Annotated in this window: 19 protein-coding genes; 12 read left to right on the top strand and 7 right to left on the bottom strand. The window is 71.2% G+C overall.

Annotated features, from left to right (window positions below):
- Positions 1 to 134: 134 nt before the first annotated feature.
- The 3 genes from OG896_RS19270 (at position 135) to OG896_RS19260 (ending at position 2,820) form a co-directional block, all read left to right on the top strand.
- Positions 135 to 1,241 carry a metallophosphoesterase gene (locus OG896_RS19270; RefSeq protein WP_329367057.1) on the top strand — a complete coding sequence of 369 codons (1,107 nt, stop codon included), beginning with the start codon at positions 135 to 137 and terminating at the stop codon, positions 1,239 to 1,241.
- Positions 1,242 to 1,393: 152 nt separating this feature from the next.
- Complete coding sequence (locus OG896_RS19265; RefSeq protein ID WP_329367056.1) at positions 1,394 to 2,236, top strand: hypothetical protein; 843 nt, start codon at positions 1,394 to 1,396, stop codon at positions 2,234 to 2,236.
- A gap of 197 nt (positions 2,237 to 2,433) precedes the next feature.
- Positions 2,434 to 2,820: a hypothetical protein gene (locus OG896_RS19260; RefSeq protein ID WP_329367054.1), complete on the top strand. Its 387-nt coding sequence runs from the start codon at positions 2,434 to 2,436 to the stop codon at positions 2,818 to 2,820.
- A gap of 99 nt (positions 2,821 to 2,919) precedes the next feature.
- Here OG896_RS19260 and thiC read toward each other — a convergent pair whose 3' ends face one another.
- A complete protein-coding gene (gene thiC, locus OG896_RS19255) occupies positions 2,920 to 4,734 on the bottom strand; it encodes a phosphomethylpyrimidine synthase ThiC (protein WP_329367052.1) in 1,815 nt (604 codons plus the stop codon).
- A gap of 182 nt (positions 4,735 to 4,916) precedes the next feature.
- On the opposite strand from thiC, the gene OG896_RS19250 reads away from it, so the two are divergent.
- On the top strand, positions 4,917 to 6,401 hold the full coding sequence (locus OG896_RS19250; protein WP_329367051.1) for a YibE/F family protein: 1,485 nt from the start codon (positions 4,917 to 4,919) through the stop codon (positions 6,399 to 6,401).
- Between the two features lie 106 nt (positions 6,402 to 6,507).
- Here OG896_RS19250 and OG896_RS19245 read toward each other — a convergent pair whose 3' ends face one another.
- Positions 6,508 to 6,723, bottom strand: a complete 216-nt coding sequence (locus OG896_RS19245) for a DUF5326 family protein (protein WP_328466525.1) — start codon at positions 6,721 to 6,723, stop codon at positions 6,508 to 6,510.
- 124 nt (positions 6,724 to 6,847) lie between these two features.
- Positions 6,848 to 7,165 carry a cupin domain-containing protein gene (locus OG896_RS19240; RefSeq protein WP_328466527.1) on the bottom strand — a complete coding sequence of 106 codons (318 nt, stop codon included), beginning with the start codon at positions 7,163 to 7,165 and terminating at the stop codon, positions 6,848 to 6,850.
- Positions 7,166 to 7,244: 79 nt separating this feature from the next.
- Between OG896_RS19240 and OG896_RS19235 the strand changes: the two genes are divergently transcribed.
- The 4 genes from OG896_RS19235 to OG896_RS19220 all read left to right on the top strand — a co-directional run bounded on the left by OG896_RS19235 (position 7,245) and on the right by OG896_RS19220 (position 10,669).
- Positions 7,245 to 7,625, top strand: a complete 381-nt coding sequence (locus tag OG896_RS19235) for a phage holin family protein (RefSeq protein ID WP_329367048.1) — start codon at positions 7,245 to 7,247, stop codon at positions 7,623 to 7,625.
- 47 nt (positions 7,626 to 7,672) lie between these two features.
- Positions 7,673 to 8,827: a cystathionine gamma-lyase gene (locus OG896_RS19230; protein ID WP_329367046.1), complete on the top strand. Its 1,155-nt coding sequence runs from the start codon at positions 7,673 to 7,675 to the stop codon at positions 8,825 to 8,827.
- 31 nt (positions 8,828 to 8,858) lie between these two features.
- Positions 8,859 to 10,040: a serine hydrolase domain-containing protein gene (locus OG896_RS19225; RefSeq protein ID WP_329367044.1), complete on the top strand. Its 1,182-nt coding sequence runs from the start codon at positions 8,859 to 8,861 to the stop codon at positions 10,038 to 10,040.
- A 125-nt stretch (positions 10,041 to 10,165) separates the two neighbouring features.
- The gene (locus OG896_RS19220; protein WP_329367042.1) at positions 10,166 to 10,669 is read left to right on the top strand and encodes an NUDIX hydrolase; all 504 of its coding nucleotides are present in this window, start codon (positions 10,166 to 10,168) and stop codon (positions 10,667 to 10,669) included.
- A gap of 31 nt (positions 10,670 to 10,700) precedes the next feature.
- Here OG896_RS19220 and OG896_RS19215 read toward each other — a convergent pair whose 3' ends face one another.
- Positions 10,701 to 11,336, bottom strand: a complete 636-nt coding sequence (locus tag OG896_RS19215) for an HAD family hydrolase (RefSeq protein WP_329367040.1) — start codon at positions 11,334 to 11,336, stop codon at positions 10,701 to 10,703.
- A gap of 209 nt (positions 11,337 to 11,545) precedes the next feature.
- On the opposite strand from OG896_RS19215, the gene OG896_RS19210 reads away from it, so the two are divergent.
- Both OG896_RS19210 and OG896_RS19205 read left to right on the top strand, forming a co-directional pair.
- On the top strand, positions 11,546 to 12,049 hold the full coding sequence (locus OG896_RS19210) for a MarR family winged helix-turn-helix transcriptional regulator (RefSeq protein ID WP_328466539.1): 504 nt from the start codon (positions 11,546 to 11,548) through the stop codon (positions 12,047 to 12,049).
- A 115-nt stretch (positions 12,050 to 12,164) separates the two neighbouring features.
- Positions 12,165 to 13,775 carry an MFS transporter gene (locus tag OG896_RS19205; RefSeq protein ID WP_329367037.1) on the top strand — a complete coding sequence of 537 codons (1,611 nt, stop codon included), beginning with the start codon at positions 12,165 to 12,167 and terminating at the stop codon, positions 13,773 to 13,775.
- On the opposite strand, the gene OG896_RS19200 is transcribed toward OG896_RS19205, so the two are convergent.
- On the bottom strand, positions 13,714 to 15,030 hold the full coding sequence (locus tag OG896_RS19200) for a serine hydrolase domain-containing protein (protein ID WP_329374134.1): 1,317 nt from the start codon (positions 15,028 to 15,030) through the stop codon (positions 13,714 to 13,716). The two genes, OG896_RS19205 and OG896_RS19200, sit on opposite strands and share 62 nt — an antisense overlap.
- A 190-nt stretch (positions 15,031 to 15,220) precedes the next feature.
- On the bottom strand, positions 15,221 to 16,132 hold the full coding sequence (locus OG896_RS19195; protein WP_329367035.1) for a class I SAM-dependent methyltransferase: 912 nt from the start codon (positions 16,130 to 16,132) through the stop codon (positions 15,221 to 15,223).
- A 285-nt stretch (positions 16,133 to 16,417) separates the two neighbouring features.
- Here OG896_RS19195 and OG896_RS19190 point away from each other — a divergent pair, with 285 nt between their 5' ends.
- Positions 16,418 to 19,726, top strand: coding sequence for a discoidin domain-containing protein (locus tag OG896_RS19190; protein WP_329367033.1), 3,309 nt, complete (start codon positions 16,418 to 16,420; stop codon positions 19,724 to 19,726).
- Positions 19,727 to 19,791: 65 nt separating this feature from the next.
- Here the strand turns inward: OG896_RS19190 and OG896_RS19185 are convergent, their stop codons facing one another.
- Positions 19,792 to 20,403: a MarR family winged helix-turn-helix transcriptional regulator gene (locus tag OG896_RS19185; RefSeq protein WP_329367031.1), complete on the bottom strand. Its 612-nt coding sequence runs from the start codon at positions 20,401 to 20,403 to the stop codon at positions 19,792 to 19,794.
- Between the two features lie 97 nt (positions 20,404 to 20,500).
- Here OG896_RS19185 and OG896_RS19180 point away from each other — a divergent pair, with 97 nt between their 5' ends.
- Positions 20,501 to 21,217: an SDR family NAD(P)-dependent oxidoreductase gene (locus tag OG896_RS19180; RefSeq protein WP_329367029.1), complete on the top strand. Its 717-nt coding sequence runs from the start codon at positions 20,501 to 20,503 to the stop codon at positions 21,215 to 21,217.
- Positions 21,218 to 21,297 lie beyond the last annotated feature (80 nt).

The following is a 21,297-nucleotide window of genomic DNA, read 5'->3' as shown; positions in this document are numbered from 1 at the left end:
CGAAGTACCGGCCCGACCAGGTGACTACGTGGCGGTTTGTCCAGGGCCCATGAAAACGAGGTGCCTGGGTATGTCACAACGCGCCAGCCGCATTCCTATGATGGGCGGATGGCGGCGCGAGCGTGGAGGGGTCGATGACTCAGGGGGCAGGTCAGGGGTATGAGCCCGACACCGGGTACGAGCCCGCGCCCGGCTACGGGACGTCGCCCGACTTCCAGCCGGCCGACGGGTACGAACCGGGCTACCCGTCGGCGGCGCCCGCCTACGACGGCACCCCGCCGCCCGCGGCTCCTCCGGCCTCGGCACCGCCCGGCTATGAGCCGACCCGCCCCGACACGCCGCTGGTACCGCCGGGCTACACCCCCACCGCGCACGACCTGCCCGTGATCACCGACGCGGCGCTGCCGGGCGAGCGTCCCGGCCCGCTCTACGTGGTCGGCGACGTGCACGGCTACCTGGACGAACTCCTCGCCGCCCTGCGCGAGTCGGGGCTGGTCGACGAGGACGGCCACTGGTCCGCGGGCAGCGCCCGGCTGTGGTTCCTCGGCGACTTCACCGACCGCGGCCCGGACGGCATCGGCGTGATCGAGCTGGTGATGCAGCTCTCCGCGGAGGCCGCGGCGGCCGGCGGCTACTGCCGCGCCCTGATGGGCAATCACGAACTGCTGCTGCTGGGTGCCCACCGCTTCGGCGACACCCCGGTCAACTCCACCGGCGGCACCGCCTCGTTCCTCGCCGCCTGGCGGCTCAACGGCGGCCAGCCGTCGGACATGGAGCGCTTGGAGGACCGGCATCTGACCTGGATCTCCCGGTTGGACGCCGCCCATCTCACCGACGGCCACCTGCTGGTGCACTCCGACACCACGGCCTACCTCGACTACGGCAACAGCATCGAGGAGATGAACGACGCGGTCACCAGCGTGCTGCAGCGCTCCGACGCCGACGAATGCTGGGATCTGTTCCGCAAGTTCACCAAGCGGTTCGCCTTCCGCGGCGACGGCGGCGCCGAGGCGGCCCGCGAACTGCTGGGCACCTACGGGGGCAAGCGGGTCGTGCACGGCCACAGCCCGATCCCGTACCTGCTCGGCGAGGTCGGCGGGGAGAACCCGGCGGACGGCGAGGCGGCCGCGCACGCGGTGCAGGGTCCGATGGTCTACGCCGACAACCTGGCGGTGGCGATGGACGGTGGCGTCACGATGGACGGGCGGCTGCTCGTTGCCCAACTCCCGCTGGTGGGCTAGCTCCTACATTTCCTGGTTGCACCCTGTCAGGGCCCCCCGTACAGCCCTACCATCGGCAGTATCCGTAGTCCCACCGCTCTCTGGGCATCCGGCAGGCAGAGCTTGTTCCACGTGGAACACCTGCCGCGCACGGAGAGTCGGAGCATCGGGGGATGCACATGACCAGCGCTCCACATCTGCTCACCGAGGACCGCCAGGACTTCGAGCATGTCCTTGACGAGGCGCTGCGTATCGCCATGGACGGTATGGAGGGCGCGGCAGCCGGGGACGGCATGGCCGGTTCCCTGCTGAACGCCGAGCAGTTGCGCACCATGGCGCTCGCCGCCGCCGAGTCGATCGGGGCGCGGGCCGCCGAGGAGTACGAGGTGTACCGCCAGGTCCGCACCGACAGCCGGGCGGCGGCCCGCGAGTCCGCCCGGGCCCGCGACAGCCGGACGTTCAGCTACGCCGCGATGGGTGTCGCGGACCGTACCGGGTCAGGAGCAGGCATCCTCGCGATGATGGCCGTGCTCACCCCGCTGCTCGCCGGCGCCGCGGCACTGATCTTCCTGCTGATCGGCTACGCGCTCCAGGCGGTGTCCCCGGAGCCCGGGATCGCCTCACCGCTGCGCACCGCGGGCTGGTTCTTCGCCGCCGTGGCCGCCGCCGCGATCGTGCTCGGCGGTATCGGCCTGCTGCTGACCGCGCTGCGCGACGGCTCCACCGCGATCCACGACGCGCCCGAGTCGCTGCCGCCGGAAGTCGCGCAGGCGCGTGAAACGTGGCGGCGGGCACTGCTCGACCGGGGGCTGCTGCCCTTCCTCGACGACGCGCTGGCCGGTCGAGCGGCCATGCCGCCGCCCACCGCACCCGCCTCCGGTCCGCGGATGCCCCGCCTCGGCTACACCCGGCCCGACTTCTCCTCGCCACAGGACCCGCACCGCGCGACGCCCCGGTTCGCCTCGCCCGACTTCACCAGCCCGGACTTCGGCGGCCCGGACCACCGGCCGGACTAGGCCAAGAGCGGCGGCTGGAGCGGTCCGGCCGCCGCCCCGTGTGAAAGGCCGAACTGCCCTGTCCCCTCGACCTGCGCGGACGACCTGCACGAACGGCCTGTCCGAACACCCTGACCGCACGGATGGACGTCCCAGGTCGCGGCGGCCGCGCACCGTTGCTTGACTGCTCCCGTACCCGCCCAGAACGGGAGAGGCCCATGCGCGTCCGCCGCCGTACACTCGCTGCTCTGTGCACGACCATCCCGCTCGCCCTCGCGGCGAGCGCGTGCTCCGACTCCTCGGCGGGCCAGGTGACGGGCACCCGAGGTCTCACCTTCAGCCAGACCATCTCCAACCCCACCCAGGGCGAGGGCACCTGCCACAGGTTCGCCCCGCTCGGCGTCGACCACGTCACCAACAACACGGGTGTCGACATCTGGCTGCACAAGGGGCTGAACTGCACGGACCCGGTGGGGCGCCCCAGCACCTACCTGTCCACCACGTTGAGCGCGGGAGTCGCCGAAACCCCGGGCCTGTGGCACAGCTTCTCCACGGTCGGCTGGCCGCCGCCGGTCCCGGCGAACATCGGACCGACCCTCAACTAGCGTCCCGCCGGGCTCCACTGGGCCCCCGAGCGGTGGGGCCCGGCGACATGCCGGACCCCGCCGCCTCGGTCAGCGGGCGGGGCGGTCCCCCCAGGACGCTCAGTCCGCGATCGGCAGGTACACGCGGTTGCCGGACGCGGCGAACTCCGCGGACTTGGCCGCCATCCCGGCGCGGATCTCCGCCTCGCTCACCTCCGCGGGGCCGTCCGTGGGCGTCTGCGTGGGGTCCTGCTCGGCGCCCTGGTCCCCGCCGCCGTGGGTACGGCGGATGTCGTGCGAGATCTTCATCGAGCAGAACTTCGGGCCGCACATGGAGCAGAAGTGCGCGGTCTTGGCCGGCTCGGCGGGGAGCGTCTCGTCGTGGAAGTCGCGCGCGGTGTCGGGGTCGAGGGCCAGATTGAACTGGTCCTCCCAGCGGAACTCGAAGCGGGCGTCGGACAACGCGTCGTCCCACTCCTGCGCGCCGGGGTGCCCCTTGGCGAGGTCGGCGGCGTGCGCGGCGATCTTGTAGGTGATCACCCCGGTCTTGACGTCGTCGCGGTCCGGCAGGCCGAGGTGCTCCTTCGGAGTGACGTAGCAGAGCATCGCGGTGCCCCACCAGGCGATCATCGCGGCGCCGATGCCCGAGGTGATGTGGTCGTAGGCGGGTGCGATGTCGGTGGTGAGCGGGCCGAGCGTGTAGAACGGGGCTTCCTCGCAGATCTCCTGCTGGAGGTCGATGTTCTCCTTGATCTTGTGCATGGGCACATGGCCCGGGCCCTCGATCATGGTCTGCACGTCATGCCGCTTGGCGACGGTGTTGAGTTCGCCGAGGGTGCGCAGTTCGGCGAACTGCGCCTCGTCGTTGGCGTCGGCGATCGAGCCCGGCCGCAGTCCGTCGCCGAGCGAGAAGGTGATGTCGTAGGCGGCGAGGATGTCGCACAGTTCGTCGAAGTTCTCGTAGAGGAAGTTCTCGCGGTGGTGTGCCAGGCACCAGGCGGCCATGATCGAGCCGCCGCGCGAGACGATGCCGGTCTTGCGGCGGGCGGTCAGCGGCACATGGCGCAGCAGCACGCCGGCGTGCACCGTCATGTAGTCGACGCCCTGCTCGGCCTGCTCGATGACGGTGTCCCGGTAGACGTCCCAGGTCAGTTCCTCGGCGCGGCCGTCGACCTTCTCCAGGGCCTGGTAGAGCGGCACGGTGCCGATGGGGACGGGGGAGTTGCGCAGTACCCACTCGCGGGTGGTGTGGATGTTGCGCCCGGTGGACAGGTCCATCACGGTGTCGGCGCCCCAGCGGGTCGCCCAGGTCATCTTCTCGACCTCCTCCTCGATCGAGGAAGTGACCGCGGAGTTGCCGATGTTCGCGTTGACCTTCACCAGGAACCGCTTGCCGATGATCATCGGCTCGATCTCGGGGTGGTTGACGCAGGCCGGTAGTACGGCCCGGCCCGCGGCGATCTCCTCGCGCACGGTCTCGACCGGGACGTTCTCGCGCAGCGCGACGAACTCCATCTCCGGGGTGGTCTCGCCGCGCCGGGCATAGGCGAGTTGGGTGACCGGCCGGCCCGGGCGGCCGCGGCGGGGGAGCCGGGGCCGGCCGGGGAAGACCGCGTCGAGGTTGCGCAGTCCGCCGCGGGGCGAGGTGTGCTTGAGCCCGTCGTCCTCCGGCCGGGCCGGCCGGCCGGGGTACTCCTCGGTGTCGCCGCGGGCGATGATCCAGTTCTCCCGGAGGGGCGCCAGGCCCCGCCGGACGTCGGTGTCGACCGACGGGTCGGTGTACGGGCCGGACGTGTCGTACAGCGTCACGTCGCGGCCGTTGGTGAGATGCACTTGGCGAACCGGCACCCGCAGGTCCGGCCGTGATCCGGTGGGACCGGTGACGTACGACTTGTGCCAGCCGATTTCACGCGTGCGCGCATCCTGCATGGTCATGTGAGACCCACTCCCTACGCCGGCATTACCCGGTAACAGGTTCAGCGGTCGGCGCAGCGCTCGCCTCAAGCGATGTCAGCGCCCTCTCAGCCCGGTGCTCCGAGCTCCCGCGTTTGCAAAGGTGCTGCCAACGGTAGCGGCTGCGTACGGACATTCACCAGGGCCCTTGCGATGATCGGGCCGTGGACTCCCCCCAGGCCGGCGAGCACGGCCCGCACTCCGCCGCGTCTCCCGACCACGGCCACGGCCAGGAACACGGACAAGGACACGGCCAAGGACACGGACACAGCCATGGGCACGCGCACGGGCCCGTGCCACCGGTCTCCCGGCATCTGCGCAAGGTGATCGCGGCCGTCCTCGTGCCGTTCGCGGCCGCGGTGGTGGCCGGCATGGTGCTGCTGTGGCCGGGCGGTGCGCCGGCGCACGCGCGAAGCGGGGTCGGCTTCGACCAGCAGACCCGGCCGGGCAAGGTGGTGCAACTCGTGCACGTGTCCTGCAAGCAGGTCGGCGCGCTGCCCAACGCCGATGGGGCGGGCGACGGTTCGGGCGGCACCGGAAGCGACGCGGGCGGGACGTCGGACTCGGGCGGGGGTTCGACGGCGGGGTCGGCCGCCAGTGACGCCTGCCAGAAGGCGACGATCGAGGTGATGTCGGGCCCGGACAAGGGCACGAGGTTCACCGAGATCGTGCAGCCGGACCAGACCCGCCGCTACACCAAGGGCGAGGGGCTCGTACTCGCCTACGCCCCCGACGCACCCAAGAACCTGCGCTACTCGGTCACCGACGTGGACCGCGGCATGCCGGTCGCGCTGCTCGCACTGGGCTTCGCGCTCGTCGTGGTCCTGATCGGGCGGCTGCGCGGGCTCATGGCGCTGGTCGCCCTGGCCATCTCGTTCGCCATCCTGACGTTCTTCATCCTCCCGGCGATCCTGCGCGGCGACAATCCGCTGCTGGTCGCGGTGGTGGGCGGCAGCGCGATCATGCTCATGGCGCTGTACCTGTGCCACGGCGTCAGCGCCCGCACGTCCGTGGCGGTACTCGGCACGCTGTGCTCGCTGTTCCTGATCGGCGCGCTCGGTTCGGTCTTCATCGCCTGGGCCCGGCTGACCGGCAACACCTCCGACGAGACCGGCCTGATCCACACCCTCTACCCGAACATCGAGATCAAGGGGGTGCTGCTGGCCGGGGTGATCATCGGCTCGCTGGGAGTGCTGGACGATGTGACGGTCACCCAGGTCGCGGCGGTGTGGGAGCTGAAGGACGCCGACCCGACAGCGAACTGGCGCAAGCTGTACGGCGCCGGGATGCGGATCGGCCGCGACCACATCGCCTCGGTCGTCAACACCCTGGTGATGGCGTACGCCGGCGCCGCCCTCCCGCTGCTGCTGCTCTTCTCGATCGCCCGCAGCGGGGTGTTCCAGGTGGCGAGCAGCGAGCTGGTGGCCGAGGAGATCGTACGGACCCTGGTCGGCAGCATCGGTCTGGTGGCGTCGGTGCCGCTGACGACGGCGCTGGCCGCGCTGGTGGTCAGCGCCGACCGCGGCAACCGGGGCGAGGCAAGCGGTCAGAGCGGCCCAGGCGGTCGCGCCGGTCAGGGCGAGGCGGCGACGGTCCCGGGCCCGTCCCGCCCGGCTGGCGCGGGCCGCAGCCATCGCCGGGTGAAATGACGCGGACCGGCGAACGGTCTGAGCCGTTCGCCGGTCCGGTTGGTGCGCGCGCTGCGCGCGGTCCGGGGTCGATTCCGGGGTCCCGGCCTCGGCCGGGACGCCGACATCACCAGTCGCGCTTCTTGCCGGAGCCCCCCGACGTGACGCGTTTCACGACGAAGACCAGCGCGCCGACCAGGATCACGAAGACGAGCACCTTGAACAGCAGGCCGATCACGATGCTGACCAGGCTCGCGATCAGCGTGCCGAACACGACCAGCGCGATGACCGGGATGCCGATCCACTTGACCCACCAGGGCAGGCTCTTCAGCAGATTCTCCATGACGCTCTTTCGCTCCTAGGTCGCTGCGCGGGGCGCGCACTCCGACTGTGCCGTACTTCGACTGTAGGTCCACCCGGCGCCGGGGCGAAGGCCGGGAAGACCCCATCCGACCCTGATCCGCCCCTTAGGGTTCCGGCGGCGAGAAGACCACCATGACCCTGAGATCCTCGGTGATGTGGTGGAAGCGGTGCGGGGTACCGGCCGGCACGTAGACCACGCTGCCGCGCGCGACAGTGGTGGTCTCGTCCCCCACGGTGATCGCGGCCCGACCGCTGACCACGAGGTAGACCTCGTCCTGCGCGTGCGGCTGCTGCGAGTCGCTCTCGCCAGCCTTGAGGGCGTACAGCCCCGCTGACATGTTGCGTTCCCGCAGAAAGCGGAGGTACGCACCCTGGTTCGCGGCACGCTCCGCGTCCAGATCGTCCAACCGGAACACCTTCATCGATCGCTCCTCCGCTGCGGTACGGCCACGGTTCTGTTCCGTCTCTTGTCCCGATGATCAGACCTGCGACGATCTCACCATGAAGAATTTCGTCGTCAAGACCCTGGCGAACGCCGGGGCCCTGGGCGTTGCCGTGTGGCTGCTCAAGGACATCACGCTCACCGGTCATTCGGCGTGGCGCGAAGCACTGACGCTCATACTCGTCGCCCTCGTCTTCGGCGTGGTGAACTGGCTGGTGAAGCCGGTCGTCAAGGTGCTGTCGTTTCCGCTGTTCATCCTCACCCTGGGCCTGATCACCATCGTGGTGAACGCGCTGATGCTGCTGTTGACCTCGTGGCTGGCCGGCCAGCTCAGTCTGAAGTTCCACGTGCACGGCTTCTGGACGGCCGTGCTCGGCGGCCTGATCGTCAGCGTCGTCGCGTGGGCGCTGCACCTCGTCCTCCCGGACGAGGACGACTGAGCACCGACCCGAGCGAGCACCGAGGAGACATGAAGGATGAGGACCGCATGACGCAGGATCGCATGGCAGAGGACCAGGTCGGCGACAGCACCCGCAGCGTGCACGCCGGCCGCCCCGAGGCCCGGCCGTACGAGCCGTCGCTGCCCGGTCCGGTCTTCGTCTCGCACTACCACCTGCCAGGTGAGCCCACCGGTCCGTATATCTACGGCCGGGACGACAACCCCACCTGGGACCTGCTGGAGCAGGCGATCGCGGAGCTGGAGGCGCCCGGCGACCCGGACGCCAGCACGCTCTCCTTCGCCTCCGGCATGGGGGCGATCTCGGCGGTGCTGCTGTCGCAGGTGCGCTCCGGCGAGGTGGTCGTCCTGCCGTCGGACTGCTACCAGACGACACGCGCGCTGGTGGAGCGCCTGGAGTCGTACGGCGTGCAGGTGCGGATGGCGCCGACCGCCGGCGACGCGCAACTCCCGCTGCTGGAGGGCGCCCGCCTGGTGTGGCTGGAGAGCCCGTCCAACCCCGAACTGGACGTGTGCGACATCCGGCGGCTGGCCGACGCCGCCCACGCGGCGGGCGCGCTGGTCGCCGTGGACAACACGCTGGCCACGCCGCTGGGCCAGCGGCCGCTCGCCCTGGGCGCGGACTTCTCCGTGGCCAGCGGCACCAAGGCACTCAACGGCCACGGCGACCTGCTGATGGGGTACGTCACGACGCGGAACGCCGAACTGGCCGACTCCGTACGCAAGTGGCGCAAGACGGTGGGCGCCATCCCGGGGCCGATGGAGACCTGGCTGGCGCATCGCTCGCTGGCCACGCTCGCGCTGCGGGTGGACCGCCAGGCGGACAACGCGCTGGCGCTCGCCCGCGCCCTGCTGGAGCGGCCCGAGGTGACGGGGGTACGGCACCCGGGGCTGCCCACCGACCCCTCGCACGAGGTGGCGGTGACACAGATGCGCCGCTTCGGCAGCGTGGTCTCCTTCACGCTGCCCGACCGGGAGCACGCGGAGCGCTTTCTCGGCGCGCTGCGGATGACCTCGGAGGCGACGAGCTTCGGCAGCGTGCAGTGCACCGCCGAGCGCCGGGCCCGCTGGGGCGGCGATGCGGTGGCACCGGGCTTCATCCGCTTCTCGGTGGGCGTGGAGGACGCGGACGACATCGTGGCCGACGTGGTCCGTGCGCTCGACGAGGCCGCGCGGCAGCAGTAGCGCTGTCGCACCGCACGGCTAGCGTGAGGGCATGACCAAGTCAGCGAACGGGTCGGCCCCGGCGGGCCTCGGCGACGTCCTGCGACCGTATGTGGAAGACGGCACCCTGCCCGGCGCGGTCGGCCTGGTGGCGCGTGGCGACGACGTCGAGTTCGCGGCGGTCGGGTCTCTCGACGCCGGGGGCCGGGCGCCGATGGCCCGGGACTCGATCTTCCGGATCGCCTCGATCACCAAACCGATCACGGCCGCCGCGGTGATGGTGCTGGTCGACGACGGCCGGCTCGATCCGGCGGACCCGGTACGGCGGTGGCTGCCGGAGCTGGCCGCGCCGAGCGTGGTGCGCACCCCCGACAGCCCGCTCGACGACGTGGTGCCGGCCACCCGCCCGATCACGGTGGAGGACCTGCTCAGCTCGCGCACCGGGTACGGTTTCGCGCCGGACTTCGCACTGCCCGCCGTGCGGCCGCTCTTCGCCGAGGGCGTGCAGTCCGACGGCCGCGAACCGCAGCGCTTCCTGGCCACCGACGAGTGGCTGCAGACGCTGGCCGGCATTCCGATGCTGCACCAGCCGGGCGAGGCGTGGCTCTACAACACTTCCTCCGACCTGCAAGGCGTGCTGATCGAGCGGGTCAGCGGCGAGTCGCTGCCCGACTTCATGGCCGAGCGGATCTTCGAGCGGCTGGGCATGCGGGACACCGGCTTCGTCGTCCCGGCCGCGAAGCGGGACCGCTTCACCAGCTACTACCGGACGGACGAGTCCGGTGGCCTGGAAGTGGCCGACGGGCCGGACGGCCAGTGGAGCAGCATGCCGCCCTTCCCGTCCGGCGCCGGCGGGCTGGCCTCGACGGCCGACGACTGGCTGGCCTTCGGCCGGATGCTGCTCGCCGAGGGCGCCACCGCGGACGGTCGGCGGCTGCTGTCCGCGCAGTCGGTGCGGCTGATGACGGCCGACCATCTCACCGGGGCACAGCGCGCGGCGAGCCGGCTCTTCCTGGAGGGGCAGGGCTGGGGCTTCGGCGCCTGCGTGGACGTCGAGCCCCTCGACCCGTGGAACGTCCCTGGTCGCTACGGCTGGGTCGGCGGCACGGGTACGTCGGCGCATGTCGTGCCCGCGACCGGCTCGGTCCACATCCTGCTGACCCAGCTCGCGGCGACGAGCCCGGTGCCCGCGCGGCAGCTACGGGACTTCTGGCGGTACGCGGCGGGCGCGTGAGCGGTGCACGGCACGGTCGTGACCGATACACGGCAGGCGCGTGAGGAGCACGGGATGACGCGACGGCGCTGATTTCGCCGCCGCGGACACGTTTGCTCGGCGCTTCGTCGCGGCAGATCTCAGGCATGCCTCCGGACTCGCACCTCAGCCCCTCCACCCGGCCGGTGATCAAACGTACGGCCCGCGCGATCATCCTCGACGGCGACCGGCTTGTGCTGATCAAGCGGACCAAACCCGGCATCGCTCCGTACTGGGTCACGCCCGGCGGCGGCGTCGAGGAGGAGGACGCCGGGGTGCTCGCCGCCCTGCACCGCGAGATCGACGAGGAGCTCGGCGGCAAGATCACCGACGCGGTGCCCGCCTTCGTCGACACCGTCGAGCACATCGCGGACGACGGGTCGCACGGCGTGAAGGTGCAGTACTTCTTCGCCTGCCGGCTGGAGTCGATGGACCTCGACCAGCGGCACGGCCCGGAGATCGACGCACCGTGCGGCAGCTACGAGGTGGTGCGAGTGCCCTTCACCCGGATGGGACTCGCCTCCGTGGAGATCGTGCCACTGACCCTTCGGCACTACCTGGACGCGAACATCGAAGGGGTGCTCGGGCTGCTCGGCCCCGATCTGGGCTGATCCGGCCGGTCGGCGCCGCGCCACGGGCTGCTCAGGCGTCGGCGACCAGGGCGTACGCCTCACGCAGGTCGTCCCCGGCATACGCATGGGTGGCCAGGCCGCTGACATGGTCGTCGCCATTGACCGCGACCGAGACCGGGACCACGCCGAACAACGCGGTGTCCGACAGCGAGTCGCCGTAGGCCACGCAGTCGGCGCGGCCGACCCCGTAGCGGGCGCACAGTTCGTCGGCGATGGTCACCTTGGACTCGGGCATCAGGATGCCGGACGGATCGAGGGCGGCTCCGGGCACGAAGGGGAGCGCGGGGAAGACCGAGGCACGGGCGTCGTGGACGCCCCATGTGCGCAGCCGGGTCACGAAGAAGTCGGGGGAGAGCGAGATCACCGCGCAGTGCTCGCCGCGGGCGGTGATGTCGGCCCACACCTCGCGTATCCCGCTCAGCCAGGGCGCACTCGTGAAAGCGCCGGCCACATGGCTCTCGGTGAGCGCTGACCACATCCGGTAGGCGCGCCGCGCGTATACGTACGAGTCGATCTCACCGACGGACAGTGCTCTGTCCAGCTCCCGGAACTCGGCGACCATACCGATCTGCCGAGAGATCTCGATCGCGGCGGACGTACCGGGCATCAGCGTGCCGTCCATGTCGAAGATGTGCAGTCGCGCCATCCTGTCCCCCTCCTTCATGCGCGGCCGACCGGGCCCGGCCCTCATGCCGACGCACCCCCGCGTCGACAGGCTCCGCCCGTTCGTCCGTTCGCTCACTCGTCTACCACGCCAGTGTTCCACGTGGAACACTCCGCGTGACCAACTCCGACCCCGACATAGGTCCGCCAGCAAACAATCCCGTAGCGGAACTATTTTGCTACCCTCGACCCATGACCGTCGAGACCACGCCCGCACCCGCGACGACCACCGACGTCTCCTTCCTGCTCCACCACACCGCCCACGTACTGGCCACACAGATGGCGGCAGCCCTGGGGGAGATCGGCATGTCACCGCGCGCACACTGCGTACTCGCACATGCCGCCCAGGCCGAGCGGACCCAGGCCCAGATCGCCGAACTCTCCGACCTGGACAAGACCACGATGGTGGTCACCGTCGACCAGTTGGAACGGGACGGCCTGGCCGAGCGGGTGCCCTCGGCGTATGACCGCCGGGCCCGGATCATCAAGGTCACGCCGAAGGGCGAGCAGGTGGTGACGACCGGCCAGGACATCGTCGACCGGGTGCACGGCGACGTGCTCGGCGCACTACCCGAGGAGGAGCGGGCAGCGTTCGTCTCCGCGCTGAACCGGCTCGCCGGTGGCCACCTGGCCACCCCCGCCGACTCCCCGGAAGGCGGCCAGGGGGTGCGCAGGCCGCGCCAGTCGCGCAAGTGAGGCGCCGCGCAACAGGCGCCACCAAGCCTCGGCGATAGACCCGTAAAAGATAGTCTCCAACAAAACCATCTGCTACGGTCACTCTTGGCATACCGATCCGCCAGGAGGCGACCCCATGTCTGTCCCCGATTCACCGGACTCCCAGGCCGTCAGGTCGCGCGCGGCCGCGCTCGCGGTCCTCAGCGCGGGCACCTTGATGATCATCCTCGACGGCACCATCGTCAACGTGGCCCTTCCGTCCATCCAGCACGACCTCGGCTTCTCCCAGGCCAATCTGGCGTGGGTGGTGAACGCGTATCTGATCGCCTTCGCCGGTCTGCTGCTGCTCTCCGGCCGGCTCGGCGACCTGCTCGGCCGGCGCCGGGTCCTGGTGACGGGGCTTGCCGCCTTCACCGCCGCGTCGTTCCTGTGCGGCATCGCGGACTCCGCGGGCCTGCTGATCGCCGCCCGCTTCGTGCAGGGCGCGGCCGGTGCGATGGTCTCGGCCGTCGCGCTCGGCATGGTGCTCGCCCTCTACCCCGACCCGCACGGCCGGGCCCGGGCGATGGGCATCTACAGCTTCACCCAGTCCGCGGGCGGTGTCCTCGGTCTCCTTGCCGGCGGCATCCTCACCCAGGCGATCAACTGGCACTGGATCTTCTTCGTCAACCTGCCGATCGGCCTCGCCGCGGCCCTGCTGAGCCTGCGCCTGCTGCCCGACGACCGCCCCTCCCGCACCGGCCACGACCAGGCCGACCGGACCGCCGGGACCGGCACCGGCACCGCCCGCGGCGGATTGCGCGGTACCGACGCACCGGGCGCGGTACTGGTCACCGCCGCCCTGATGCTCGGCGTCTACACCATCGTCAAGACCACCGACCGCGGCTGGACTTCGGCACCCACCGCCGGGTTCGGCGCGGCCTCCCTCGCCCTGCTCGCCGCCTTCCTGGTCCGCCAGGCCCGTGCCGCGCAGCCGCTGATGCCACTGCGGATCTTCCGGTCCCGGATCGTCGCCGGTGCCAACGCGGTCCAGGTACTGGTGGTCGCGGGCGGGTTCGGCTTCCAGTTCATGACCTCGCTCTACCTCCAGCACGTCTTGGGCTACGACCCGCTGGAAATCGGGCTGTCACTGGCGCCCACCGGCGTGGCGATCGGCGTGATGTCGCTGGTCCTGTCCGCCCGGCTGGGAGCCCGCTTCGGGCAGCGGGCGGTACTCCTGCCGAGCCTGGTGCTCTTCGCGGGCGCCTTCCTGCTGCTGGCCCGCACACCGTCGGGCGGCCCCGGCAGCCACGCCTCGTACGTGGCCGACATCCTGCCGCCGATCCTGCTGATGGGGGTCGCGTTCGGGCTGGTCATGCCCTCGCTGCTGACGCTCGGCATGGCCGAGGCGGGACCGGCCGACTCCGGCCTGGTGTCAGGGGTGTTCAACACCGCGCAGCAGATCGGCGGCGCGCTGGGACTGGCGACGCTGGCGTCGATCGCCGGCACCCGCACCGAACACCGGCTGGCCGCCGGCCGGACCGCGACCACGGCACTCGCCGACGGCTACCACCTGGCCTTCGTCGTTGCGGCGGGACTGCTCACCGCCGCGGCCGTCCTCGCCGGGGTGCTGCTGCGCACCCCGGCGGGACAGGCGCCGGCCGGACAGAGCCCGACCGGCACGGCGGGCCCGGATGAGCTGGGTGTCAGCTCCAGCCGGGGAAGCCGCCCGGCACCGGGGCCTGCTGGTCGTAAGGCTCGCGTGTGAACACGAAGGAGCCCAGGTCGAGATGGCTGAGCGTGCCGTCGTCCCGGCGCACCGCCCGCAGCGTCTCGCCCGCGTAGTAGCCCGTGCGTCCGGTCCAGGTGCCGTCATGTTCCACGTGGAACCGTGTGCCACGGCCCTGGCCGGTCAACGGCTTCAGCTCCACCTCACCCGACGCCAGCACCAGCAGCCCGTACCCCTGAGTGCCCCAGTACCAGGCCCCCGCCAGGTCGAGCAGAGCCGGGTCAAGAGCGTCGGCGGGCCGCCAGGGCGCGGGGAAAGCGGGTTCGGCGTCGGCGGTGATCGCCAGCAGGTCGGCCGCGAGGCCGCCCACCCTGGGTCCCGAGGTGGAGTTGGCCAGGGCGACCGCTCCGAGCCGGTCCTCGACGCTCACCCACACCGTCGCCAGGAAGCCCGGCATCGAACCGGTGTGGCCGATCAGGGTACGACCGTGGTGCCGCATGATCTGGATGCCGAGGCCGTAACCCGTGCCCGGCTCGTCCGCCTCGGCGGGCGCGGCCGGCTCGCGCATGTGCGCCACGGTCTCCTCGGCCAACACCTCTGGGTGACCGCCGGCCAGGAAGGCCGCCCACCGCGCGAGGTCGTCGACCGTCGACCACAGCTCACCGGCCGGCGCCATCACACCCGTCTCCTGCACCGCCTCGGGCACCATCACATCGGCCCACGGGTGGACGGCGAAACCGCCGGCGGCGGGCTGCCTCGGCAGCAGGCTGGTCCTGGCCATCCCGAGCGGGTCCAGCACCTCCTCCTGGAGCGCGTCACCCCATGGCTTGCCGCGCAGCCTGGCCACCACTGCACCCAGCAGGGCGAAGCCGGGGTTGGAGTAGTGGTGCCTGCGCCCCGCCGGGTGCTTGACCGGTGCGGTACCGAGCACATCCGCCAGTTCGGGCCGCAGGTCGCCCGGAGTGCGCTCCCACCACGGCCCCGGTGTCTCGGAGGCGATACCCGAGGTGTGCGCCAGCAGTTGACCGATCGTCACCCCGCCCACCGACGTGCCGGGCAGGTGCTCCTCCAGCGGATCGGTGAGCGCCAGCCGGCCCTCGTCGCGCAACCGCATCACCAGCACCGCGACAAAGGTCTTGGTCAATGACCCGATCCGGTACTGCGTGTCGCTGTCGGGGGCATGCCCCTCGATCATGCTGCGCGACCCGCTCCACACCAGCGTTCCGTCCCGCACCACCCCGCCGACCAGCGACGGTGTGCGGCCCCTGGCCTGCTCCACCGCCACCCGGTGCATCAGCGCCCGGGTCGTGGCGGGCAGCAGTCCCCCGTCGTACGCCTGAGGAGAGTCATTCGTCGTCACACGTCCCCTGCCCTTCTGCCGGGTCCCTGCCCGGCGCCGTCACGGACGGGGAGCGGCGCCCGCCGCCGGTCGTACCGCCACCGCGCATGACCGCGACCAGCGACACCACCGCCGGCGGGCGCCGCTACTCGCCCGCGTCCTGCTTGCGTATCCCGGCCGCGCCGAAGCGCACCGAGATGATCGACATCCGCATCGACCGTACCCCCGGGATGCGGTGCGAGAACGGGGCGATCGCATACAGGCCCCGGCCGCGTCCCAGCCGCAGGCTGCGCACCTGCGTGATCAGCGGAGACGCCGCCGCGACCTTGGGGTACTCCCGGTAGTCCATCCCCCACTCCCAGCGCGGCGCCCGGTAGCTGCCGTCCCGCGCATCCAGCCTGCCCGCCTGGTTCTGTGCGACCTGGGCCCGCGGCAGCGCGTCGAAGAGGAACCACCCGCCGGGGAACCGCTCCGCGCACGCGGCGATCAGCCCCTTCGCATCGCGTTCCGGCAGATACATCAGCAGCCCCTGCGCGGTGACGAGAACGCCCTTCGCCACATCGGCCGCGGTGATCTCGTCCATCCACTCCAGGTCGAGCGCGGACCGGGCCACCGTGCGGCGGCGTGGCGGAGCGTCGGGGAGCAGGGCAGTGCGTACCGCGACGGTCTCCGGAAGATCGACGGTCAGCCAGCGCACTCGGCCGTCGTCCACCCGCCAGAACTGCGTCTCCAGGCCCTCGCCGAGCGCGACGACGGTACCGCCGGGGTGCTCGGCGACGAACCGCCGCACCTCGTCGTCGAAGGCGCGCACCCGCAGCGCGTGCCACTGCGCCATCACCGCGCTGCCGAAGCGGTCGAAGGGGTAGTCGATCCGGTCCACAAGGTCCACCGCGTAGGGGTCGTCCAGCAGCCGGTTCCCCGGTGGTCGACGGGCCTCGGCGGCGCGATGGGCCAGGTTCCACAGCAGCGTCGCCGGCACACCGTCCAACTCGACCTTGATCCGGCCGGCGCCTTGCCCGGCGAAAGCGCCGCGTGCCTCGCCCGTCACCTCGCCCACCGGCTCATCGCCTCCCGTCCCGCCACCGTCCGCGGCACCACCGCTCGCTTCATCCCCGTCGCCCATGGCGCCAGCCTCTCATCCCCCCGCGTCGCCGCCACGTCAACTACCGGGCAAATCAAGCAGTTTCCCCCGGTCGGACTTGTCAGAAAGGTTGACACCCCCCATGGGCGAGCGTGACCATCACGTCGGTCAGAGAGCGCTCTCACACCACTGCTCTCTCCCTCCGCACCATCTGTCGGTCCCCCCAACACGCAAGCCCCCACCCGACATACAGGAGTACACATGAGGGTCACCCCACAAGGGCTCTCCAACCCAGGCCGTAAACGTTTCCGACGATCCCCGCAGGGAATCGTCCTCCTCGCCCTGGTGCTCATCGCCTCGGCGTACCTCTCGCTGAACCCGACCACGTCCCACGCCGCCGCACCGCAACTGCTCTCCCAGGGCAAGGCGGCCACCGCCTCCTCGGTCCAGGACGCCTTCACCGCAGGCGCGGCGGTGGACGGGGACACCGGGACCCGCTGGTCCAGTGCCGCGTCCGATCCGCAGTGGCTCCAGGTCGACCTCGGCTCCAGCCAGCCGATCACCCAGGTGGTGCTCAACTGGGAGACCGCCTACGGGAAGTCGTTCAAGATCCAGACCTCGGAGAACGGCACGAGCTGGACCGACATCTACTCCACCACCACCGGCACCGGCGGCGTCCAGACCCTCAACGTGACGGGCACCGGCCGCTACGTACGGATGTACGGCACCCAGCGGGCCACCCAATGGGGCTACTCACTCTGGGAGTTCCAGGTCTACGGAGGCTCGGGCGGTGGAAGCACCCCACCGGCGACGTGCGGTGACACCAACGCGGCGCTCGGCAAGCCGTCCAGCGCCTCGTCGACCGAGAACGACGGCACCCCCGCGGCCGCGGCCTTCGACGGGAACGCGGGCACCCGCTGGTCGAGCGCGGCCTCCGATCCGCAGTGGATACAGGTCGACCTCGGCTCCTCGCAGAGCATCTGCGGCGCCCAGCTGACCTGGGAGACGGCGTACGCCACGGCGTACCAGATCCAGCTCTCCGACGATGGTTCCACGTGGAACACGGTGTACTCCACGACGACCGGGGCCGGCGGGACGGAGAACCTCTCCTTCACCGGCACCGGACGCTATGTGCGGATGTACGGCACCCAGCGAGCCACCCAGTACGGCTACTCGCTCTGGGAGTTCACCGTCCTCACCCCGGGCGGCACCGGCACCCCGCCGACCGGCGGCGACGGTGACTGCCCCTGGGTCGGTTCGACGGCGCCGGTCGCGGACCGCGTGTCGCAGGTGATGGCGCAGATGACGAACGCCGAGAAGGTGTCGATCCTGCACGGCAACAACAACGCCTCGCCGTACATCGGCAACATCAACGGCATCCCGTCGCTGTGCATCCCCGCTCTCGGGCTCCAGGACGGCCCGCACGGGGTGGGCGACGGGCTCGGCGGGGTCACCCAGATGCCCTCGGCGAACGCCTCGGCGGCCACCTGGGACACCGCGCTCGAGCAGCAGTACGGTGCCGCGATCGGCGCCGAGTTCGCCGGCAAGGGCGCGCAGGTGGCGCTCGGCCCGACGCTGAACATCGTCCGCGACCCGCGCTGGGGCCGTGCCTTCGAGACGTTCGGCGAGGACCCGTACCTCAACGGGCAGATGGCCGCCGCCGATATCAAGGGCATCCAGAGCCAGGGCGTGATGGCCGAGATGAAGCATGTCGCCGTCTACAACATCGAGAACCCGGCAGGCACGGTCATCGTCGACAACCGCACCCTTCAGGAGCTCTACCTGCCCGCCTTCCAGGCGGCGGTCGAGCAGGGTTCGCCGGCGGCGGCCATGTGCGCGTACAGCGTGGTCAACAACGTGCCCGCCTGCCAGAACCCCGCACTGATGAACGTCGGCCTCTACCAGCAGGCGAACTTCGGCGGCTTCATCACGAGCGACTGGGGTGGCACGCACTCGACGCAGGACTCCGCCAACGCGGGGCTGACGGTGGAGATGCCCAACGGGTACTTCTACGCCGACTTCCTCGCCCAGGCGGTGGCCAACGGCACCGTCAGCCAGGCCACGCTGGACACCATGGCCAGCCGGCTGCTCACCCAGTACTTCGCGTTCGGCCTCTTCGACAAGGCGCCCAGCGGCTCGACCGGCGCCACCGTCACCACCCCCGCCCACCAGCAGGTCGCCCTCCAGGGCGCTGAGGAGGGCGCGGTGCTGCTGAAGAACAACGGCATCCTGCCGCTGTCCACGTCCACCACCAAGTCGATCGCGGTGATCGGCTGGGACGGCGGCGCCGGTGTGCAGACCATCGGCGGCGGCAGCGGCACCACGACCAGCTCCGGCACCGTCTGGCCGATCACCGGCATGCAGAACCGGGTCGCGGGCACCGGCACCACTGTCCAGTACAACGACGCGACCGACCTCAACTCGGCGGTCACGCTGGCCCGCAGCTCGGATGTGGCGATCGTCTACGCGTCCGACAACTACGGAAACGAGGAACACGACACCACCACGCTCGACCTGCCGGCCAACGGCGGCAGCTCGGTCAGCGACAACGACATGATCGCCCAGGTGGCCGCGGCCAACCCGAACACGATCGTGGTGCTCAACAACAACTCGGCGATCAACATGCCGTGGCTCAACCAGGTGGCGGGCGTCTTCGAGGGCTTCTACCCGGGCCAGGAGATCGGCACGGCGATGGCGGCGCTGATCTTCGGCGACGTCAACCCGTCCGGCAAGCTGCCGGTGACCTTCCCGAAGTCGCTCGCCGACGTACCCGCGAACACGGCCGCGCAGTGGCCCGGTACCAACGGGCAGGTGCAGTACAGCGAGGGTCTGGACGTCGGGTACCGGTGGTACGACGCGAAGAACATCACCCCGCTCTTCCCGTTCGGCTTCGGCCTGTCGTACACCACCTTCGGTTTCAGCAATCTCCAGGTAGGAGCGCTGAGCGGGGGGACGGCGACCGTGCACGCCACGGTCACCAACACCGGGTCGCGGGCCGGCAGCGAGGTCGCGCAGCTCTACGTCGGGGACCCGGCGTCCACCGGTGAGCCCGTGCACCAGTTGCGCGGCTATCAGCGCGTCACGCTCGCCCCGGGCCAGTCGCAGACGGTGACCTTCACCGTCAGCACCCACGACCTGGCCTACTGGAACACCTCGAACAGCAACTGGACGACCGCGGCCGGCGACTACCAGATCCTGGTGGGCGACTCCTCGCGGAACCTGCCGCTGACCGGCACGCTCAACGTGCCGACCACCGTCAACGGCAACCTGGCCGCGACCGTCACCCCGAAGGCAGCCGCCTCCGGCCCGGCCGCGACCGCCGCGCCGCTCTCCGTGCCCAACCCGTACGGCATGAGCAGCCCGGTGCACAAGCAGGTCGACTGGACGTACGACAAGAACGCCAAGGGCGTCAGCTACACCGCGACCGGGCTGCCGCCGGGCATCTCGCTCTCGGCCGGAGGCACCTTCACCGGCGCGGCCGACAAGGCCGGCACCTGGACGGTGACGGTCACCGGCCGGAACGCGGCGGGCTCCCAGGGCTCCGCGACGTTCGTCTGGACGGCCACCTGACGGCAGCCTGAACCTGCCGGAACGGCACCCCCGCGACCCGATCGGGCCGCGGGGGTGCCCTCGCTTCAGCTCATCCGCGCCCGTACGTCGGTGGACAGCTTGTCCAGCAGTCCGACCAGCAGTGCGCGTTCCTGCGGGGACAGGCCCGCCACGAGCGCGGCCTCGCGCCCGAGCACCGCGTCGACGGAGCGCTCGATCAGGGCGTGCCCCTCGGCCGTCAGCGCGACCAGGACCGTACGACCGCCGGTCGGCGCGGGGCCGCGGCTGACCAGGCCGCCGTCCTCCGCGCGGGCGACCCGCTGCGAGACGGCGCCGGCCGTGACCAGGGTGCGGCGGGCGATCTCGCGGGTGGACAGGGTGTAGGGCGGTCCCGCGCGGCGGAGTACGGAGAGCAGGTCGAGGGTGGCCGCGTCGATCCCGGTGGCGCGCAGCACCCGGGCGCGATCGTCGGCGAAGAGCTTCGCCAGCCGCCAGATGGGGGTGACGACCTCGATCGACGTGGTCGGGGTGCCCGGGCGCTCACGCTGCCAGGCGGCGGCGATGTCGGCGGCGGGGTAGGGCGGTGGGGCGCCGGGTGGAGCGCCCGGCGGGGTGTCGGCCGATACGTAGGCGCTTCCACTGCTGCGGCCGCCGCCGGTATCGGCAGCGGCCGGCGCGTCGGCTTCGTCGTCGGCCATGGCGGATTCCCCTCTTGCCGGTGCGCCTCGCGCTATGTTTAGCTCTAAACGTAGCAGCTCGACACCGCATCCCGACACCTCGACCAGGAGCGATCCCTTGACCCGTACTGTGCTCGTCACCGGAGGAAGCGGCGGCATCGGCCGCGCCATCGCCGCGCGCTTCGCCGCCGACCGCGCCCAGGTCGTGGTGACCGGGCGGCACGCCGACACGGTGGAGCGGACCGCCAAGGACCTGGGCGTGCGCGGCGTGGTCTGCGACGCGACCGACCCGACCCAGACCGCGGCGCTCGCCGAGCAACTGGCCACGGTGGACGTGCTGGTCAACGCGGCCGGCGGCCTGCCCGCACCGGCCCCCGACGGCGTGCCGCCGCTGGAGGCCCTGCTCGCCGAGTGGAGCTCCAGCCTCAGCCGCAACCTGCTCAGCGCCGTACTGACCACGGCTTCCGTGCGGGACAGGCTCACGGACGGCGGCGCGGTGATCAGCATCGGTTCGATCGGCGCCGAGCGGCGCGGCGGATCGTACGGCGCGGCCAAGGCGGCCCTCGGCGCCTGGAACACCTCCCTGTCCGCGCAGCTCGCCCCGCATGGCGTCACCAGCAACGTGATCTCCCCCGGCTACGTCACCGGCACGGACTTCTTCCGCGGCGGCATGACCGACGCCCGCCACACCGCCCTGGTCCAGGAGACCCACAACCAGCGCCCCGGCACCCCCGACGACATCGCCGAGACCGCCTTCTTCCTCGCCTCCCCCGGCGCGCGCCACATCACCGCCCAGACCCTCCACGTCAACGGCGGCGCCTTCACCACCCGTTGACCGGGCCCGATCCCATGACGACGGTCACCACCCGCCCGGTCACATACCCGGCTGACGGCCTGACGATGGTCGCGAGTGCC

Source organism: Streptomyces sp. NBC_00669 (genome assembly GCF_036226785.1).
Classification (GTDB): Bacteria; Actinomycetota; Actinomycetes; order Streptomycetales; family Streptomycetaceae; genus Actinacidiphila.
Note: the sequence above shows the minus strand (reverse complement) of the source record. Positions and strands in the feature narration are given on the sequence as shown.

Excerpts from the sequence above, each read along its gene's own strand:
- OG896_RS19270 (WP_329367057.1), top strand. The coding sequence starts at position 135 with ATGACTCAGGGGGCAGGTCAGGGGTATGAGCCCGACACCGGGTACGAG.
- OG896_RS19265 (WP_329367056.1), top strand. The coding sequence starts at position 1,394 with ATGCACATGACCAGCGCTCCACATCTGCTCACCGAGGACCGCCAGGAC.
- OG896_RS19260 (WP_329367054.1), top strand. The coding sequence starts at position 2,434 with ATGCGCGTCCGCCGCCGTACACTCGCTGCTCTGTGCACGACCATCCCG.
- thiC (WP_329367052.1), bottom strand. The coding sequence starts at position 4,734 with ATGACCATGCAGGATGCGCGCACGCGTGAAATCGGCTGGCACAAGTCG.
- OG896_RS19245 (WP_328466525.1), bottom strand. The coding sequence starts at position 6,723 with ATGGAGAATCTGCTGAAGAGCCTGCCCTGGTGGGTCAAGTGGATCGGC.
- OG896_RS19240 (WP_328466527.1), bottom strand. The coding sequence starts at position 7,165 with ATGAAGGTGTTCCGGTTGGACGATCTGGACGCGGAGCGTGCCGCGAAC.
- OG896_RS19235 (WP_329367048.1), top strand. The coding sequence starts at position 7,245 with ATGAAGAATTTCGTCGTCAAGACCCTGGCGAACGCCGGGGCCCTGGGC.
- OG896_RS19230 (WP_329367046.1), top strand. The coding sequence starts at position 7,673 with ATGACGCAGGATCGCATGGCAGAGGACCAGGTCGGCGACAGCACCCGC.
- OG896_RS19225 (WP_329367044.1), top strand. The coding sequence starts at position 8,859 with ATGACCAAGTCAGCGAACGGGTCGGCCCCGGCGGGCCTCGGCGACGTC.
- OG896_RS19220 (WP_329367042.1), top strand. The coding sequence starts at position 10,166 with ATGCCTCCGGACTCGCACCTCAGCCCCTCCACCCGGCCGGTGATCAAA.
- OG896_RS19215 (WP_329367040.1), bottom strand. The coding sequence starts at position 11,336 with ATGGCGCGACTGCACATCTTCGACATGGACGGCACGCTGATGCCCGGT.
- OG896_RS19210 (WP_328466539.1), top strand. The coding sequence starts at position 11,546 with ATGACCGTCGAGACCACGCCCGCACCCGCGACGACCACCGACGTCTCC.
- OG896_RS19205 (WP_329367037.1), top strand. The coding sequence starts at position 12,165 with ATGTCTGTCCCCGATTCACCGGACTCCCAGGCCGTCAGGTCGCGCGCG.
- OG896_RS19200 (WP_329374134.1), bottom strand. The coding sequence starts at position 15,030 with ATGCACCGGGTGGCGGTGGAGCAGGCCAGGGGCCGCACACCGTCGCTG.
- OG896_RS19190 (WP_329367033.1), top strand. The coding sequence starts at position 16,418 with ATGAGGGTCACCCCACAAGGGCTCTCCAACCCAGGCCGTAAACGTTTC.
- OG896_RS19185 (WP_329367031.1), bottom strand. The coding sequence starts at position 20,403 with ATGGCCGACGACGAAGCCGACGCGCCGGCCGCTGCCGATACCGGCGGC.